The following is an 18,223-nucleotide window of genomic DNA, read 5'->3' as shown; positions in this document are numbered from 1 at the left end:
TTAATCCTCAGATTTACAATTTCATAGCATGTATCTGCATCAGTATGTCATATCCCGACCTAAAATCAGTGAGCCGCAAAGCTTACTTTACCGCTCAACTCAATGATTTGACTCAGTTAAAGTAAATATTCATGTCTTAAAAACCATGAAACAGCTTATTCATATCCTTACAAACATAGTCTTTAAAATGATAGGCACGGGCATGTTTTGCGTCAAATTTTGCCGTCAAATCGCCTTTTTGAAAAATATAAACCCGATCTTCTTTGCTGATCAGATATTCACTGCCCAACTTCATCAATAAAGCATCAATTTTGTCTGCATCTGCAATACTTTCATCTTCAAGCACTTTTAAATAATTGCGCTTAATGGTTTTAATAAACATGCTCTACTCTACAGTTCAATTGAATAGGGGAATTTAACCAAAATCTACAGCAAAAACCTATTTGAAAATGCAACAAAAGCGGTCATTCATGTATTTCAATCTTGTCTAAAGCAAAGGATGCCGATAAAATCGCCACATCATGTGTTATCGCGGCTGCTGAACCCCGATCAACTCATGAGTTTTAAAATAATGGACTCTCACTATTTAGTTTTAGAACAAACCAAAGCACCGTCACACAACCTAAAACGTAACCGAGCATGGCGACGTAAAAACAAATTTCTATATCGTGGGCGTGATTGCAGACATAGTTCAACATTTTGGAAACCTGAAAAGAATTTCAAACTTCTTTATCAGCGCCCAATTAAGCAAAAAAGAGCGATGCAATTAGGCTTTGAATATCCACGAATTTCCAATCAACAAAGAAGACTCAATGCTCAACATGAATACTGGAATTCTATCAATTGAATATTCTTTTTATTTGTAGTCGCAACCAATGGCGTAGTCCCACAGCTGAGCGAGTCTTTTCTGTGGGCTATGGCATTCACACTCGTTCTGCGGGTACGAGCCGTCATGCCAAACATACAATTTCGAGTAAAGACATTGAATGGGCAGAACTGATTTTTGTCATGGAACAAAAGCATAAGCAAAATATCAAAGAAAAGTTTCCCAAACAGTTACAACATAAGAAAGTCATCGTGCTTGAGATTCCTGATGATTATCACTATATGGATGAAGCACTGATCGAACTTCTACAGGATGTCATTCCACCTTATTTAGATGATTTTGCATAAATTTTAATCATATTGGAACACTAAAATAATTACAGGAATAGGCTATATTTTTTTAAATAATTACGCCAATATCAAGCCAATATTTTTTCGAGATTGATCATGAAAACGTGGTTTACTGCGCTTAGTCTTAGCTTATTTACCATGACAATGAGTCATGCTGATATTCAAACTGTAGAGAAAAATCTTAAGCAAAATTTTCCAGATATTCCTATTAAATCTGTGAAAAACTCGCCTGTTAAGGATGTTTATGAAGTTTATATGGGTGGGCGCATTGTTTATACAACAGACGAAGCTAAATACTTTTTTGTTGGTAATCTCATTGATTTAAAAGAACAAAAAAACCTAACTGAAGAAAGTATGCAAGTTTTAAGTAAAATTGATGTCAGCAAACTGCCGCTAGATCAAGCCATTAAACAAGTCAAAGGTAAAGGCGAGCGTGTCATTTATTTGTTTAGTGACCCTGACTGCCCATATTGTCATAAATTAGAACAAGAGCTGAAAAAAATTGACAATGTAACGATCTATCTTTTCTTATATCCAATTGCAACATTGCACCCTAATGCAGTTGAAATTTCAAATAAAATTTGGTGCTCAAAACAGCCTTATCAAGCTTGGTTAGACTATACGATTGATAAAAAGCAACCTGTAGCAAGTAAAAACTGTACCTCTCCTGTCACAAAAATTGCAGCTTTAGGCAAAACGCTTGAAGTTGAAGGCACACCGACATTTTTCCTAAAAGATGGAACACGGATTTCAGGTGTACGTAGCGCAGAAGAATTAGAAAAAATTTTAAAATAAACGGCGATTTTTCAAAAAGTATGCTGAGCAGTTTCACAGCAATTTTTAGTAGAATCTTATCCAAAATTAAAGCTTAACGTAATGGTGCTATCGCAGGGCGACATGGATGTCGCCGTTGGACAAGGGCGATAGGATATCCCCTTTTGTCCAACAAAGGATTTTTGTTACTTTTTATCCTTAAAAAGTAAGGCATCGCCTACGAAAAGAAGTACAAACTTTGTAATATAAATGGGGCTGTGTTTGAATATTGTTCATTCATTTCAGTATCATCATAAGCAGCATACTATTTAGAACACCTCCAAAAACTCAATAAGATCAGAATCCTTATATTTAAGAAGAATGATTTGTCCTGTTGTATTTTAAAAGCAAAACACACTATTCTTAAGCTTCACTTAAATCATTTCTTTCAACTTTGTTGTAAACATATTTTATAAACACCATATTTTTAAGAATTTACCATGATGAAAAAAAAATTACTTTGCTGCTGTATCCTCAGCCTTATGCCTATTTCCATGTCGACATATAGTCAAGACATCCTTACACAGTCACCAACAATAAATACACCTGTAGAAATTATTACTGCTCCTATTCGTATTGAAACAGCGAAAGATGATGTTGCGATTCAACTTAAAAGTGTAAAAACCCAAGTTGAGATCATCAATGGTTTAGCTGAAACCACTTTAGAAATGCAGCTATATAATCCAAACCAACGCCAACTTGAAGGAACTTTAGAGTTTCCTTTACAAGAAGGACAGCAAATTACGGCTCTGGCTTTGGACATCAATGGTGAAATGCGTGATGCAGTTCCTGTTCCTAAAGCCAAAGGTCAGCAAGTGTTTGAGGCAATTGAACGCCGTAATATAGACCCTGCTCTACTTGAACAAACGCAAGGAAATAATTTTAAACTTCGTGTCTATCCAATTCCTGCACAAGGCACACGCACAGTACGTATTCGTTACCAAGAAACACTGAGCCAAAATGCGCAAGGAAAACTGTATCGCCTCCCTTTACAATTTGCCAATACAGTCAGTCATTATGAGTTGACGATTTTAGGCAAAGGACTTGAAGCAGCACCTCAAAGTCAGCAGCTGAATTTTAAACCCAAAACAGACAACATCTATCTTGCTGAATTAAAAAATCCAAAATTCAATCAATTCAAATATATTGATGTCAGTATACCTGCCCCTAAAAATGCACAAATTTTCACACAACATTTAAATAATTCTGATTATTTTTATGCAGAAATTCCAGTGGTTGAATTTACTCAAAAACGTCAACTTCCACAGCATATTGGTATCTTGTGGGATGCTTCTTTATCGGCTCAACAACGTGATTTACAAAGTGAACTTGCTTTATTAGAAAGCTACTTTCAACACGTACAAAATGCAGATATTGAGTTAACTTTATTACGTCAGCGAGCTTCAACGCCTATTCGTTTTAAAGTTCAAAATGGCGACTGGCGTGAACTTAAAAAATATTTACAAAACATCGTATATGATGGTGCAACCAATCTTTCAGATTGGAAAAATAACAATACAATTCAAGAATATTTGTTGTTCAGTGATGCTTTAGAAAATTATGGCACTCAAACAGCCCCTCAACTCAAAGCTCAGCAACGCTTATATAGCATTCAAGCCAATGCTAATCTTCTCAACCATCAAACACTTCGCCAACTTGCTGAAAAAAATCATGGGCAATATCTTCATTGGAGTACACCTGAAGAGTTTAAACAAGCACAATACAATTTGATCCATGACCGTAGTCGTTTACTTGAAGTACAAGGAAATGGTGTAAGTGATCTACACATTCCATCTTACTTCCCTGAAAATGGCATTGTTCGTGTATTTGGTCGCTACACTCCTCTTATTGGAGAGCAAGCTCAACTGCAACTCAAATTACAAAATGGTCGTCAAGTTCAAGAAACTCGCTTAGCATTTAAAAATGCGTCATCAAGTCAACAAATTGCAGCACTTTGGGCAAAAGAAAAAATTGCTGAACTTTTAACTCAACCCACATTAAATGAACAAAAAATTCAAGCTTTAGGTCAACAATTTAATATTGTGACACCGAATACCTCATTGATTGTACTCGAAAATATAAGCGATTATATTCAATATGATATTCAACCACCAACGAGTCTAAAAGCTGAGTTTGATCAAGCCATTCAGCAAAAAAAAGAGAGTTTACAACAAAAGCAACAACATGCCCTGACAGAAAGCATTCAAGCCTACCAAGAACATCAAGAATGGTGGGAAACTGATTTTCCTAAGACAAAGTTAAAAAAACCACTCTTTAGGCGAGCTGAAAGTCAGAATAATGCGCCTGTGGTTGAAGTCGCTCCTGTTGAACCGTTCGTTGACTCACCTCCACAGCCTGCACCACCCGCGCCCGAACCTGCAACTGTAACAACAGAATCAAGAGCAATTGCGGCGGCAGATGCTTTAGAACAGCACCAAGTCCAACAAAGCCAAAAAGTGGAAGAGAAAAGAGTCACACAAAATAATATTACAATTGAAATTCAACCGTGGAAAGACGATGCACCTTATGTGGCTCGTTTAGAAAAAGCATCCAAACAAAACGCTTATCAAATTTATCTAGATGAACGTGCACATCACTTAAATAATCCTTCATTTTATTTAACTGTAGCAGATCTATTACAGCAAAAAGGACTCAACCAAGAAGCGATTCAAGTCGTTTCTAATTTGGCAGAATTAAATTTAGAAAATCGTCATGTATTGCGTTTATTAGGACAACAATTGATGTTGTTCAAACAATATAATGATGCGATTGCCATTTACCAAAAAGTCCTAAAAATGGCAGAAGAAGAACCGCAGTCTTGGCGTGATTTGGCTTTAGCTTATGCTGAAAATAAACAATATGATGATGCGATTCGCACACTCTATCATGTAGTTAGCCACCCTTGGGATGGACGTTTTGGTGGGATTCATCTTATTGCTACAGATGAGCTGAATAATCTCATTCTCAAAGCACCGCAAAGCCCTGCGATTAAAGATATTGATCCTCAACTGATTCGAAATTTACCCGTAGGCATTCGGGTTGTTTTAACATGGGACAGTGATAACTCAGATATGGATCTTTGGGTAATTGATCCAAATAATGAAAAAACGTTTTATTCAAATCCACTTAGTGCGCAAGGTGGTAAAATTTCCGATGATTTTACAGGCGGTTACGGTCCTGAAGTGTTTTGGCTAAAACAACCAATGAAAGGTGAATATACCATCAAGGCGCATTATTATGGAGATCATCAACAAATTGTCACAGGACCAACAACTGCATTTGTGCGCTTAATTCACCATTGGGGTACACCACAACAAAGTGAGCATATTTTACGAGTCAAAATGACCAAAGACCGTTTAGAAACCGACAATGATGAAGCGGTATTGATTGGTAAATTTAAGGTCAATTAAGAAGAAATTATGAAGCTTTTCATCCATCCAAAGTGACTTAATTTTGGATGGTTTTTTAATATTATTTTTTAGTGTTAAATAAAAACCACGTGTAAACAACATGTTAAAAACAACAAACAGGCATAACACTTTTGCTCATTTTGTCATCAAAATGATATATATACTCACATTACAACACAAAATTTAAAGAAAACACGACCTAGAACTATTTACTTTATATTTTTATACCACTTATGATGAAAGCACGTTGAAAACTAAAAAATTTCTTTCAGGAAGAAATAGATTAAAAAAGGTTTTGTGTTAATGAAAAAAATCCTACTCTCTGCATTACTCAGCTTCTCATGTGCAACTGTTTTTGCAGCTCCACAGCAAGCGCCTATCGACCCTAAATTTGCAAAAGTTGAACAACTGATTGAGAAAAAAGACTTTGATGCTGCTTATAAAGAACTCGAAAGTCTTTCAAAAGCAGGCGATGCTCAAGCTTTATATAATTTAGCATTTCTAACACAAGCAGGAAAAGGCACAACCAAAGACGATAAAAAAGCCATTTCGTATTATCAACAATCTTCAGATAAAGGCTATTCTGTTGCAAGTTATGCACTTGCTAAAGCGTATCAAACAGGTGAGTTAGGGGTTAAACAGGACTTAGCCAAAGCGCGCCAATATTTAGAAAAATCATCGCAACAAGGTTTTGCTGATGCGACTGTAGAATATGCTGTATTGCTATTTTCAGAAGATAAAGCTGCATCTGATAAATTAGCATTACAAAAACTTGATCCGCTGATTAAAAGTGGTAATTTACAAGCCATTCATGCCAAAGCTTTATATGACATGACACAAGGTTTTAAATCAAAACGCATTGAACTGGTACAACAAGGGGTAAAATCAATTCAAGGTTTAGCACAAAAAGGCTATCTCCCTGCATTATTGGCACTTGCAAATATGATAGTTAAAGGCGAAATTATTGAACAAAATCTACCTGAAGCAAAAAGAATTTATGAAGCTTTGGCGAAACAAAATATCCCAAATGCCAAAGAAGCAATCGAATCTATTAATAAAATGATGGCAGAACAAGCTAAAAAACCTGCTGCAAAAAAATAAGCGATTTTTTAATCTCGTCGAAGTGGTGGCATATGCTGCCACTTTTTTTATTTTTATAAAAATTAGCTTTTTCATCGACGGTGTTTCAAAAAGTATGCTGAGCAGTTTCACATCAATTTGTAGTAGATCTTATGCAAAATTAAAAATTAACGTGGTGGTGCTATCGCAGGGCGACATGGATGTCGCCGTTGGACAAGGGCGGATATCTTGCGAAGCTTAGCTTCTCATGTCCAACAAAGGATTTTTGTTACCTTGCGGAATATATTCCTCATCCTTAAAAAGTAAGGCACAGCCTACGCAAAGGAGTACAAACTTTGTCATATAAATAAGGCTGTACTTAAATATTTTTCCATATATTTCAGTATCATCATAATCAACATACAATTTAGAACACCTCCTTTCATCAAACTGATAGTTACCCCCTACTTTCTCTTAGAACACATCGTTATTTTTTGTAAACCCACCTTGATTTATATATTGTCTTTATGACACTATATACGTATTGGCAATTAGCCACTATAAAGAGATATACACCATGTCTATCCAACTCAAAGATGCAAATAACAATATTATTGAAGTACAAAACCTGCAATTTTCAGGTGGTGAACGCCATATTCAAATTGCCGCAGCGGATTTAACCCAACTGACAGGGCTTGTTCAGGTACAGGCAAAAATCAACAACAGTCAGGATGTGATGGATTATCTATTGCTGGAAAATGTCTTGCTGAATCAAAGTTTAAGTATTGCATTGGAAATTCCTTATTTTCCTTATGCCCGTCAGGATCGGGTCTGTGCAACAGGTCAGGCATTTTCCCTAGACGTCATGAGCAAACTTTTGAATATCAATGCTGAACAGTTTCCTCAGCAACGTCAGTCCATCACCGTATGGGATGCGCATAGCTGTGTGACTGAAAAATTATTACATGAAAATACGCATTTTTTAGAGATTAAAAATGTGCAACCGAGCGACATTATTTTACAAAGCATCGAATTAACAGAGATTTTAAAAGCTGAAAATGCAGTATTGATTTGCCCTGATGCAGGTGCAAGACAACGCAGTAAAAACATTGCCAAAGCGATCAATGCCTTAAGACAACAACCGATTGAGGTGATTTATTGCGACAAAAAGCGTAATCCTGAAACGGGAAAAATCATGAATTCACATGTCAATGCAACCGATTTGCGTGGCAAAGTTGCGGTCATTACTGACGACATCTGTGATGGTGGCGCAACCTTTAAAGGCATTGCCGAAGAACTGAAAAAACTGAATTGTGAATATGTGGTGCTTTATGTCACCCACGGCATTTTCAGCAAAGGTTTTGAGGTTTTTACAGGATTGGTCGATCAGATTTTTACCACAGACAGTTTTGCTCAGACTGAGCATGACAATCTGACCGTTATCAACTTTAGTACAAATAAATCCTTAAATTTTGGAGAATAATAATGAGCTTAAAAATAAATCCACTGAATGCCATCGACTTTTATAAAGCAGATCACAGACGCCAATACCCTGTGGGCACTGAATATGTTTATGCCAACTTTACGCCACGCTCGGCGAAATTGGCAAAAATGTTGCCTGATTTTGATGACAAAATTGTCTTCTTTGGTTTACAGGGTTTTATCAAACACTTTTTGATTGAAACATGGAATGAAGGCTTTTTTCAGCAAGATAAAAACAAAGTGGTTAACGCCTATAAACGCCGTATGGACAATGCTTTGGGTGATGGTGCGATTCCTGTTGACCACATTGAAGCTTTACACGATTTAGGTTATTTGCCTATTCGCATCAAAGCCTTAGATGAAGGCAGTCGTGTCAATATGCGTGTACCTGTGTTGACCATTATCAATACTTTGCCTGAATTTTTTTGGCTGACCAATTATTTGGAAACGGTGTTAAGTGCTGAACTTTGGAAAAGCTGTACTACAGCAAGCATTGCTTTTGAATATAAACGCTTACTGACTAACTATGCCAATAAAACAGGTGCGCCACTCGATTTTGTACCTGTTCAAGGACATGATTTTAGTAGTCGTGGTATGAGTGGTATTTATGATGCCACCCAAAATGGCGTGGGTCACCTGACGAGCTTTATTGGTACGGATGCCGTATCTGCGATTGATTATGCAGAGGAATATTACAATGCTGATGGTGTTGTCGGGGTTTCTGTTCCTGCAACCGAACACAGCGTGATGTGTATGGGCAGTGAGGATGATGAAATTGATACTTTCCGCCGATTAATCACTGAACTGTATCCTTCAGGCGTGGTTAGCATTGTGTCGGATACTTGGGATTTTTGGCGAGTCATCACAGAATTTACGGTTGAACTCAAAGCTGAAATTCTTGCTCGTCAACCCAATGCGATGGGTTTGGCGAAATTAGTGTTCCGCCCTGATTCGGGTGATCCTGTGAAAATTATTTGTGGTGACGCTGATGCTGAAGTTGGCAGTCCTGCCTACAAAGGCGCTGTGGAATGCTTATGGGAAATCTTTGGTGGTACTGAAACTGAAAAAGGCTATAAAGTTTTAAATGAGCGTGTGGGTTTGATTTATGGTGACTCGATCACTTTGGAGCGAGCAGCCAACATTCTTAAGCAACTAGAAGCCAAAGGTTTTGCATCCAACAATTTGGTGTTTGGGATTGGTAGTTATACTTATAATTACATGACTCGTGACACTTTTGGTTTTGCGGTCAAAGCGACTTGGGGACAAGTCAATGGCGTTGCTCGTGAGTTGTTTAAAGACCCGATCACTGACTCAGGGATTAAAAAATCAGCAAAAGGTTTACTGCGTGTTGAAAAATCGGCAAATGGTTTTACGTTATTCGATCAGCAATCTGCCGAGCAAGAGCAACAAGGCGAGTTAAAAACCGTGTTTGAAAATGGTCAGTTGATTCGTGAGTGTCGTTTGGATGAGATTCGGGAGCGATTGGCGAATGAATTGTAAATTGTGAAATCATCATCGGAAAATGATCCTTGAAATCTAGCTTTAGGTTTCAAGGATCAACCATTGCAATACTGCAATTAATAGCTATTGATCAAAATTCCATCACCATAAATCATCGATTGTAATCGAACAAATTTGAAAACACTTGGCGAATACTCCCTACCCTGTAATAATCCGAATACTCATCCACGTTTAAAATAAAGCGAGCCATACCGTGACGTTTACATCTGAACAGGAATTTTTATCCAACTACAATAAAAAAGACTTTGATGCACCTTTGTTCACGGTGGATATGGCGATTTTTTCTGTTGATGCAGGGCAACTGCAAGTATTGTTGATCAAACGTTCTAACTTTCCTCAAAAAGATCAATGGGCGTTACCGGGTGGTTTTGTCGATTTATCGAAAGATACTGACTTGATGGCTTCTGCTCATCGTAAATTGGTAGAAAAAACAGGACTCAAGTCACCACATTTGGAACAGGTCGGGACTGTAGGCAATGCCACACGTGACCCCCGAGGTTGGGCAGTCACTTCTTTATATTTTGCCCTGATTGACTTCAAAGCGTTTCAACGCATTGCCACTGAACAGACTGAATACAGTGAGTGGTTTTCTATTGCTGATGCCAAAAAATTGGATTTAGCCTTTGATCATTTACAACTTTTGGATATGGCGGTGGAGCGTCTCAGCAGTAAAGCTCGTTATACTGCGCTGCCTGCAAGTTTAATGCCTGAACTCTTTACCCTGACTGAGTTACAGCAGATTTATGAAATCATTTTAGGACAAAGTTTAGAGAAAAAATCGTTTAGACGCAGAATGATTGAAGCAGGTGCAGTTGAGGAAACGGATCAATCCAAAATTGCAGGTAAACGCCCTGCGCAGTTATACAAATATGCTTTGGACAGTTTTGATTTTCACTTTCCACGCATTTTGGAATATCCACGTCAGCCTGTCGATCAGAGTGAAAATTAAATAAAAGATGCAAAATGCCCAATGCTGTGCTGTACTAAAACTCTAGATCGTTTGATTTGATCACGTATTTGTAAAATCAGGATACAAGACCATTCGAGCGATCTATGCAACAACTCAGCATAAAAGGACATCATGCGCCATGAAAAACTATAAATTGCTGTACTTCATTCCGATCTGTTTGATATTGCCTGCCTGTATTAACCTCAGGATTGGCGGAGAAAATTCAATTCCACAGGATCCCTATTACATTACCACCACGCCAATGATCATTAAAAATATCCAAATCCCCGTTGGCACAAAATTGACTTATGGCAATCAAAAATTTAAAACACTGCAACAAAATAAAATCATGCCTGAATCCAACCTGACAGATATTGAGTTTCCTGAAAATGCAAATATCACTTGGGGTGGCGTTCCGATCACTCAAATCCATCAATTTTTTAATACTGAAATGCGGGGATACACCGTATATCCCGACTTTCAAAAAATGGGTGTCAAAAATCAGAGTAATTTTTCCAAACGTTGGCAAAGTTGTGGCGATGGAATTGGGATTACCATCCGAAATACACAGGATTGGTCATTTAATAAAAATAATATTGCAGATGTAGAGAGTTGTAGTGTGCTTTATCAAAGATATTTTAAAGATAATGTAGAGCAACAACAATTTCTTGATCAGCTCTATCATGAATTGAAGCAAGTTCAGCCTTGAGATGATTTAAATGAAGTCTGAAATTGACAATTTTACACAGGCATTTCCAAGCTCCTTAATATCAGACACTGAAAAAATCGTGTCTTATTTGCAAAATAAAAGGCATGCGTTTTATTCCAATCACAGTTTTCAAATTTTATTGCAACAGGAAGCCATTCAAATTCCTGTCCGTACTTATTTAAATGTGCCTGCAAATAAGCAATTCAGTAATTTCCCTCTGACTCAACAACAAATGCTGCGTTGCATTTACACCCGACATCATGATGGATTCATTCGACAGTCTATGTTGCAGGCGTTATTGGAACATCCATTGGACTATTTTGTTTTCCCATATTTATTTCAGTTGATGGGAGAATATGTTGTAGAAATTTTAGAGATCATTGAGCCTCATTTAAATCAAGGCAATCAAAAATTACTGATTCAGTTTATTTCAGAAAATCCTCGTTATTTTCGGACGATTGAAAGCCGAATCGTCAGTTATTGGAATGAGTACTATCGCTTACAATATCCTGATTTTAAAGATTATGTAGGCTATAGAATTTTATTTAAGCTTAAAAATCTCGTTCAAAATAATGGTCATGATTCAAACAAAATGCACCAATTAAATACTGATCAGGCTGAGCATCTTTAGCATCATATTCAGGTGAAAAATATAAAACCATCTGACTTTTACTGATTTTAATTGCGACATTTTTTAACTTTAGATCATGCTTAACTAAATAGTTTACGCATCCCCTATTTAAAATTTTCAAGAACTTACTTAAGGTCATTCTTTTATATTTTTTTAAAATCCAAGGCTGAATCTTTAAACTTTGGCTGAGTTTAAAGCCATGAAAACCATCGCAATAAATTTGAAAAAGTTGCTTTTCTAAAAAATAAAATTCAATTGTACCAAAACGCCAAATCTCGATTTGATTTCCCATATCTCCTTGATCATCAGGGTCTGCAAAATTATGCAATAACCATTCTTGTGTTTGCCCAAGCTCTACAAAATCGAATTTCCCATTTAAAATAAAGTCTTTTAAATCAATGTCTATTTTATGATTGAGTTTCATTTTTATAAATTTCCTGCTATGACGACATAATGTCCAAATTTCATTTGTTGTTCAAGACATGCTATTACTAAGTTTATGAAATTATATAATTTTTTAGAATCTACGTTATCTGCTTTTTCTTTGAGCTTTTCTATTAATATAAGTACTGTGGAATGTTCAAAATCATTTCGACAACATGCATCGAAATCTTGTTCTTTTATATTATATCTTAGGTTAGATATTGGCTGAATACTTTTAAAAATAGGCATGATCTCATGGCAATCATCTAAATAAATAAAATACTTTTGATAATCAGTAGATGTATTTTCTTTCAAATCTATATCTTCTGCTGTAATAGTAAAACCAACACGTGGATATATGCGCATTTTCATCATATTTTAAAACAATACATGGTTTGAATGAATATTGCTGATGATGATATTTTATTTTTTGCAGGTCAAAACCAAAATGTTGATAATAGGATTGAGCTTGACTTAATTTACAATCGACTTCCTCACAAATCTTTTTAATATTTTCATCATGAAAAGCCTGAATACATTGCTCAATATTTTCATCATATTGTTTCAATAATTTCATTGCTTGCACAAGCGGAATGCTGATTTTGGAACGCAATTCATTGAGTTTTTCTTTATTCATTTTCATCACTCAACTATTTATTTTCAGTATTGATACATTAAAATTTAAAAATTGATTTATCTTAAAAGAAACATATTACATAACACCCCACTCCGTAAAATATAAAATAAATCACGTTAAAAGAAGGGCTAAAATATGAAATCATTTATCATTTCTTGCTGTACATTATTCATTTTAATCAGTTTAAATGGATGTCAAACTCAATCTATATCCACATTATCTACAGATTCCAAAATAATTGAAGTCAAACCTTGTACTGGAAATGATACAGAGGTTTGCCAAGAAATCCCCGACCAAAATCAAATGAACAAAATTAAACGAACTTATACAGATCAGAAAGGCTGTCAGTATACTGAATATGAAAATGGCTTAACTGATGCAATCTGCCCATAGAATGACTGCTCAGTTTAAATGATAAAAATACTCTTCTTAAAGTTAAATTGCACCGTCAGACCATGAAAACATGCTAAATTATATATAGCATTTCAAACACTTGAGTTCACATGACTGTACGCTTTTTTCATACTTCCGACTGGCATTTGGGACAATTTTTTTATAACCATTCCCGTCAGTATGAACATGAGCAATTTTTGGCATGGTTACTTGAGCAAATCAAAGAAAAAAAACCGCACGCCCTACTCATTGCAGGTGATATTTTCGATGTCATCAACCCTGCATCTGCTGCACAAAAACAACTTTATCAATTCCTTGCAGATGCACATGACCTTGCCCCATACATGCAAACTTTGATGATTGCGGGGAATCATGATTCTGGTTATCGCATTGAACAAGTTGAACCTTTACTTGAAAAATACAATGCTCAAACAGTCGGAGTGATTCATAAAAATAGTGAAGGTTTAATTGATTTAGACCGACTTCTTATTCCAATTTATGATGAACATAAAACGATTGTTGCCTGGTGCTTAGCACTGCCCTTTTTACGCCCTGCTGAAATTACAGGCTTCAATGAACAAACCACCAATAGCCAAAATGCGATTGCCTATTTGCACCAACAAATTATTGCCGAAGCGATTAAACGTAACACACCTGATCAAGCCTTGATTTTAATGTCACATGCGCACATGCAAGGTGGTGAAACCTCAGACTCAGAACGCCCAATTATTATTGGCAATGAAGAAGCACTTTCTACCGCACTTTTTGATGATGTGATCGACTATGTCGCGCTTGGACATTTACATAAACCACAAAAAGTCGGTCAGGAAAATATCCGTTATAGTGGTTCTCCGATTCCACTTTCATTTAGTGAAATAAATTATAAACATCAATTGGTTGAAGTCACTATTGATCCGAAAAAAACTGATGAATCACGTTTTAAATTTGAGCCTATTTTTATTCCTCGCAGTGTGCAACTGCATAAAATCAAAGGCGAGCTTAATGACGTTTTTGCCAAACTCAAAGCCTTGCCAAGTGGTGAAATTGACAATATTGACCATCGTGAATATGTCGATATTGAGTATCATACCGCTGTGCCACCACAACCAAATTTAAGACAACAATTTGAAGATGCTTTGCCAAAAGATCGTTATCGTTTGGTGCGAATTTCACGACAATATTTAGCTTCTAAAAAATCAAACAGTGAACAATCACAAATCAGTTTAGAACCACCAACGCCAAAAAAACTCTTTGAACAGATTTGGCAAAAGCAAGGTTATGCTACTGATGATGCCGTGCTAAAAGACTTTTTAAGCCTCGTACAAGAAGCTGAAAAATCACTTGAAAATGAGCATGAAGCATAAGGATTTGTCATGAAAATTTTATCTATACGCATAAAAAATTTGGCATCTCTTGCAGGTGAACATTTTATAGATTTTGAATCCGAACCTTTGGCTTCCGCAGGTTTAGTGGCAATTATCGGGAAAACTGGTGCAGGTAAATCGACCATTTTAGATGCCATGTGCCTTGCACTTTATAATAAAATTCCGCGTTTAAAAGACAGTGATGGCAAACTGCAAGATGTTGATGGCACAGAACTTTTAACCAATTCCCCTCTTACTGTGTTACGACGTGGCACGGCACATGGTTTTGCTGAACTAACTTTTGTCGCTCAGGATCAAAAGCATTATTTAGCCCGTTGGGAACTAAAACGTTCACGTGAAAAAGCGGATGGAAAACTGCAAAGTGTACAACGTTATCTAAAATGTTTAACCGATGGCGTGGTGGTTGCAGATAAAGCCAAAGCCGTGGATGCAAGCATTTTCAAAATCACACAACTGAGCTTTGAACAATTCACCCGTGCTGTTCTGTTGGCACAATCAGAAGTCACCGCATTTTTAAAAGCCCGTGATAATGAACGTGGTGAATTGCTTGAATATTTAACCAATTCTTCAATCTTTGGCAAAATTGGTCAATTGGCGTTTGAGCGTACCAAAGCCGTTGCAGTCCAACGCAAAGAACTTGAAAATCTACTTGGTCATATTGAAATTTTATCTGATGATGAAGTGGCTGAATTATCAAATCAATATCAACAGGTTGAAGCAGAATATAAAAAATTTGAGTCTGAAAAAACGCGACTCACTGCACAACAACAATGGTTTGAACGCAAGCAACAACTTGAAAGTGAAATTCTGCTTAAACAACAATTCGTTGATACTCAGCTTAAAACACAACAAGATTTAGCACCTGAACATGAGCGTTTGCATCGTTTGGAGATATTTTCAAGCATTCGCCCAACCGTATTTCAGCAGCAACAATTACTTAAAACTGAACAACAACTTGCACCACAAATCCAAAAGCAACAACAGCTTTTTGATACTATTCACAGCCAATTTGAAGTCGAAAAATCACGTTTTACTCAAGCTGAAAGTGCATTGACTGAACAGCAAAACTTTGAAAATACCCATCGTGAATCATTGAGCGATGTTCGAAAATGCGTACAGGAACGTGAGTTTTTTGCAGGTGAATATAAAAAGATCAATACAAAACTGAGTGAATTAGAAACTGCAAAAGCACCACTGCTCACGCAACAACAAACATTAGAACAACAGATTCAACATGCCGAGCTACAGCAAACAACATTGCATCAACAACTTGCAGAAACTCAGCAATTTACAAGTTTAGACAAAGGTTTAACAGCACATATCCAACAACTCGGACAATTTATTCAACAATATCAAAATATTGAAAATCAATTGGAGAATGTAGTACAAGCTGAAAGTCGTTTGGCTCAACAAAAAAATCAGTTGGTACAATCCATTGAGCAATTTGGCAATATTGAACAACTTGAAACTCAAATAGAACAAGCAAGACGACAACGTGAATCAAAGATTAATCAACGTAATCAGCTTGATCTTATTCAACAGAAACTAATGCAATTTTTAGAATTAAGAACTGAAGCATTTGAATTAGAAAATAAAATCAAGAATTTAAAAATCAATCATATACAACTTGAGAAAAACCATAGCACCGCAGATCAAAATTTCCAGTCTGCCAAAAATGAACGTCTAAAACTACAAGACATTTTGCAACAGCAACGTTTGCTTCATACTGAAAATGTTGAACATTTGCGTGCTGAACTAAAAGAAGGTGAACCATGTTTAGTATGCGGAAGCACATCACATCCATACAAAGTTGATAATTCTGCGGTGTCTAAAGCCCTGTTTGAATTACAGCAACAACAAGAACAGCAAGCGACAGCCAAAGAACAAGAATATTTTAAAAATTGGCAACAGAGCCAACAAAATTTAGTTAAATCAACAACTGAACAAGAACAGCTAGAAGTAGCTCTTCAACTAAATACAGATAAAGCTATGAATAGCATTCTGAAAGAATTAAACAAACAAAAGCAAAATGCACAAATTACTTTTAATTTTGATTTAGGAAGCCCTCAAACTGAAATTACTACAGAATTAAAAAAACTTTTAGAGCAATTTCAGACAGATATTCAACAGATAGAAATACAGTCTGATCAGTGGATGCAAAGCATTAAACAGCAACAACAACTCGAAAAATCCATTCAACAAACTGAACACTTGATTCAAACTGCACAGCATTTACAGCATCAAGTTCAAGCGATTTTTACCTGTTTAAATGATGCAGAAAAAATGGCTTGGCAACAGCAAAGTGTCGCAACAGCGCAACAGATTTTCCATACACTTTCACAACGTATTCAAAAACTTGAGCAATTTGAACAACAGAGCAAACAAATTGATCATCAAAATCAACAACTCAAAACGCTATTACTCAATATTGAAAATGTGTCGCAACAGATTGATAGTACAGCACAAAATCTGAATGAGGTTAAAGTCCAAGGTCAAAAAGTCACTGAAACTGCGGTTCAACTAATTCAACAGATGACAGGCTTAAGCGATGTCAAACCAAATGAATGGCTGCTTCAATATGATCAGCAGCGTCAACAGAATCAAAATCTGTATCAGCAGTTAAAACAAAGTTTTGAGCAATTGCGTCAGCAATTTGAGCAAGAAAAAAGTTCTCTTGAACAGTTGAAAGCGCAACAACAACAGAATCAGAATCATGTTCAACAATCTAACCAAGAAATCCAACACTGGCTCACTGAACACGCTGATTTTAATATTGATGATTTAGCGCAATTGGCACTGATCAGCCCTGCTCAGGAACAGCAAATCCGTCAGCGATTACAAAATGCTGAACGCTTGTTAAATGAAGCCAATTCTGCATTTAAAACCATGCAAGAACAATCGACTGAACATTCTAAACAGAAACCTGAAATTGATTTTGCTCAATTACAGCAATTGATTGCAGAAAATGCTGAAAATTTAAAATCACAATTAAATATTCGAGATCAACTTAAACTCAAACTTGAGTTGCATCAACAGAATGTGGTGAAGCAAAAGCAATTTGCGGATCAAATCCAAGAAGTACAACAAGAGGAACATCGTTGGGGCAAAATTTCAGGCTTAATGGGCGATGCCACAGGTAAAAAATTCCGAGATTATGCACAGCAATATAATTTAGATATTTTACTTGAACATGCCAACCAACAATTGGCGATGCTCTCGCAGCGTTATACTTTAAAACGTTTGGACAACTCACTGAGTTTAGCCATTATCGACCATGATATGGACGGCGAAACCCGTTCTGTGGCGTCACTTTCTGGTGGTGAATCATTCCTGACCGCACTCGCCTTATCTTTAGCGATTGCCAATATGGCATCAGGTTCCATGAAAATAGAATCACTGTTTATTGATGAAGGTTTTGGCACACTCGATGCTTCATCACTGCATATGGTCATGAATGCACTTGATCAACTGCAAAATCAGGGACGTAAAGTGGTGCTGATTTCGCATATACAGGACATGCATGAACGAATTCCTGTACAGATTCAAGTCAAGCCCTTAGGTGCAGGTGCGAGTACGATTGAGGTGGTCAGTTAAAAAATGGTAGCTTCACGCTACCATTCATTTTTAAATGAAAT

Annotated in this window: 17 protein-coding genes; 13 read left to right on the top strand and 4 right to left on the bottom strand. The window is 36.4% G+C overall.

The annotated features are described in order from the left end of the window. Positions 1 to 136 precede the first annotated feature (136 nt). On the bottom strand, positions 137 to 382 hold the full coding sequence (locus HX124_RS00255; RefSeq protein ID WP_174493227.1) for a hypothetical protein: 246 nt from the start codon (positions 380 to 382) through the stop codon (positions 137 to 139). Positions 383 to 571: 189 nt separating this feature from the next. Between HX124_RS00255 and HX124_RS00250 the strand changes: the two genes are divergently transcribed. From HX124_RS00250 to HX124_RS00205, 10 genes are all read left to right on the top strand, one after another. Next, on the top strand, positions 572 to 847 hold the full coding sequence (locus HX124_RS00250) for a hypothetical protein (protein ID WP_286381577.1): 276 nt from the start codon (positions 572 to 574) through the stop codon (positions 845 to 847). After that, a complete protein-coding gene (locus HX124_RS00245; RefSeq protein ID WP_286376372.1) occupies positions 844 to 1,173 on the top strand; it encodes a low molecular weight protein tyrosine phosphatase family protein in 330 nt (109 codons plus the stop codon). The genes HX124_RS00250 and HX124_RS00245 overlap by 4 nt, the downstream gene beginning before the upstream one ends. 99 nt (positions 1,174 to 1,272) lie before the next feature. Continuing rightward, positions 1,273 to 1,971, top strand: coding sequence for a DsbC family protein (locus HX124_RS00240; protein ID WP_286381576.1), 699 nt, complete (start codon positions 1,273 to 1,275; stop codon positions 1,969 to 1,971). A 458-nt stretch (positions 1,972 to 2,429) separates the two neighbouring features. Then, positions 2,430 to 5,399: a DUF2135 domain-containing protein gene (locus tag HX124_RS00235; protein ID WP_286381575.1), complete on the top strand. Its 2,970-nt coding sequence runs from the start codon at positions 2,430 to 2,432 to the stop codon at positions 5,397 to 5,399. Between the two features lie 303 nt (positions 5,400 to 5,702). Then, complete coding sequence (locus tag HX124_RS00230) at positions 5,703 to 6,500, top strand: tetratricopeptide repeat protein (protein ID WP_286381574.1); 798 nt, start codon at positions 5,703 to 5,705, stop codon at positions 6,498 to 6,500. A 535-nt stretch (positions 6,501 to 7,035) separates the two neighbouring features. After that, positions 7,036 to 7,941 carry a phosphoribosyltransferase family protein gene (locus HX124_RS00225; RefSeq protein WP_286381573.1) on the top strand — a complete coding sequence of 302 codons (906 nt, stop codon included), beginning with the start codon at positions 7,036 to 7,038 and terminating at the stop codon, positions 7,939 to 7,941. A gap of 2 nt (positions 7,942 to 7,943) precedes the next feature. After that, positions 7,944 to 9,440: a nicotinate phosphoribosyltransferase gene (locus HX124_RS00220; protein ID WP_286381572.1), complete on the top strand. Its 1,497-nt coding sequence runs from the start codon at positions 7,944 to 7,946 to the stop codon at positions 9,438 to 9,440. A 214-nt stretch (positions 9,441 to 9,654) separates the two neighbouring features. After that, a complete protein-coding gene (gene ntrR / locus HX124_RS00215) occupies positions 9,655 to 10,410 on the top strand; it encodes an ADPR responsive transcriptional repressor NtrR (RefSeq protein ID WP_107008232.1) in 756 nt (251 codons plus the stop codon). Between the two features lie 139 nt (positions 10,411 to 10,549). Next, positions 10,550 to 11,119, top strand: a complete 570-nt coding sequence (locus tag HX124_RS00210) for a hypothetical protein (protein ID WP_286381571.1) — start codon at positions 10,550 to 10,552, stop codon at positions 11,117 to 11,119. 10 nt (positions 11,120 to 11,129) lie between these two features. Then, positions 11,130 to 11,750, top strand: a complete 621-nt coding sequence (locus tag HX124_RS00205) for a hypothetical protein (RefSeq protein ID WP_286381570.1) — start codon at positions 11,130 to 11,132, stop codon at positions 11,748 to 11,750. On the opposite strand, the gene HX124_RS00200 is transcribed toward HX124_RS00205, so the two are convergent. Genes HX124_RS00200 through HX124_RS00190 form a run of 3 tightly spaced genes read right to left on the bottom strand, consistent with a single transcriptional unit; the run spans position 11,671 to position 12,810 of the window. Further along, a complete protein-coding gene (locus HX124_RS00200; RefSeq protein WP_286381569.1) occupies positions 11,671 to 12,174 on the bottom strand; it encodes a hypothetical protein in 504 nt (167 codons plus the stop codon). The two genes, HX124_RS00205 and HX124_RS00200, sit on opposite strands and share 80 nt — an antisense overlap. A 2-nt stretch (positions 12,175 to 12,176) precedes the next feature. Next, positions 12,177 to 12,539 carry a hypothetical protein gene (locus HX124_RS00195; RefSeq protein ID WP_286381568.1) on the bottom strand — a complete coding sequence of 121 codons (363 nt, stop codon included), beginning with the start codon at positions 12,537 to 12,539 and terminating at the stop codon, positions 12,177 to 12,179. Next, on the bottom strand, positions 12,466 to 12,810 hold the full coding sequence (locus tag HX124_RS00190; RefSeq protein WP_286381567.1) for a hypothetical protein: 345 nt from the start codon (positions 12,808 to 12,810) through the stop codon (positions 12,466 to 12,468). Before HX124_RS00190 ends, HX124_RS00195 begins: the two co-directional genes overlap by 74 nt. Positions 12,811 to 12,945: 135 nt before the next feature. Between HX124_RS00190 and HX124_RS00185 the strand changes: the two genes are divergently transcribed. From HX124_RS00185 to HX124_RS00175, 3 genes are all read left to right on the top strand, one after another. After that, entirely contained in the window at positions 12,946 to 13,203 is a 258-nt protein-coding gene (locus HX124_RS00185) for a hypothetical protein (RefSeq protein WP_286418646.1), read from the top strand. Between the two features lie 110 nt (positions 13,204 to 13,313). After that, positions 13,314 to 14,567, top strand: coding sequence for an exonuclease SbcCD subunit D (locus tag HX124_RS00180; protein ID WP_286381566.1), 1,254 nt, complete (start codon positions 13,314 to 13,316; stop codon positions 14,565 to 14,567). 9 nt (positions 14,568 to 14,576) lie between these two features. Further along, entirely contained in the window at positions 14,577 to 18,182 is a 3,606-nt protein-coding gene (locus tag HX124_RS00175) for an AAA family ATPase (protein WP_286381565.1), read from the top strand. Positions 18,183 to 18,223: the final 41 nt, after the last annotated feature.

Origin of the sequence: Acinetobacter sp. 226-1, assembly GCF_030329325.1 — a bacterium.
Taxonomy (GTDB): domain Bacteria; phylum Pseudomonadota; class Gammaproteobacteria; order Pseudomonadales; family Moraxellaceae; genus Acinetobacter; species Acinetobacter sichuanensis.
The sequence above is the reverse complement of the archived record's forward strand: the minus strand, read 5'-3'. Positions and strand labels throughout refer to the sequence as shown.